General features: G+C 52.4%; 1 protein-coding gene. It reads right to left on the bottom strand.

Annotation, left to right across the window (positions count from 1 at the left end; translation table 11 throughout):
• Positions 1-165: 165 nt before the first annotated feature.
• Positions 166-565 (bottom strand): transposase (locus tag JCM25146_RS16065; protein ID WP_025829321.1); only part of this gene is annotated, 400 nt, incomplete at its 5' end.

The raw sequence follows: 565 nt of genomic DNA, 5'->3' as shown, positions 1-565 counted from the left end.
ACTAGCACTACAGTTGCATATTGTGTCGTGAGTGAGCGCGGATAGCACTGGCCTGATGTGTTCGTCGAAAGACGGACCATCTGAGGATATGGGCTATGGGCAGTCTATGTTGTGAGAGTTTTACGACGAGACGCCTGATTTCCTGTATGGACCAGCGAACAAGGACTATCGTGTCCGGTGCAGTGTTTTTTTCGACTTCAGTGAGTTTGCCTGGTAACGGACACTGGCCATGACGGCATAGGCGAGCATGACCAGAGAGACATGCCGATGCCAACCATGCCAGGAACGGGTTTCGTTATGATCAAGACCGAATTCGTTTTTGGCCGTCTCGAAACATTCTTCGATTCTCCAGCGCGTGCCTTCAACGTTCACGAGTTCCTGCAGGGTTGTTCCTTTTGGACACCATGTCGTAAAACAGGCAAGGTCTCCATCGGCGATGTTCCGGCGGATCAACAGGCCACGTGTCCATGGGCCGGCTATAGGGCAGTCAAATTCTTCAGCATCCAGATCGGCAAGTGGAAGATACGCCCAGTCGTATAACCGCTTACCCTTTGTGCCGCTTCCC

This window comes from Acetobacter okinawensis JCM 25146, from assembly GCF_000613865.1.
Classification (GTDB): domain Bacteria; phylum Pseudomonadota; class Alphaproteobacteria; order Acetobacterales; family Acetobacteraceae; genus Acetobacter; species Acetobacter okinawensis.
The sequence above is the reverse complement of the archived record's forward strand: the minus strand, read 5'-3'. Positions and strand labels throughout refer to the sequence as shown.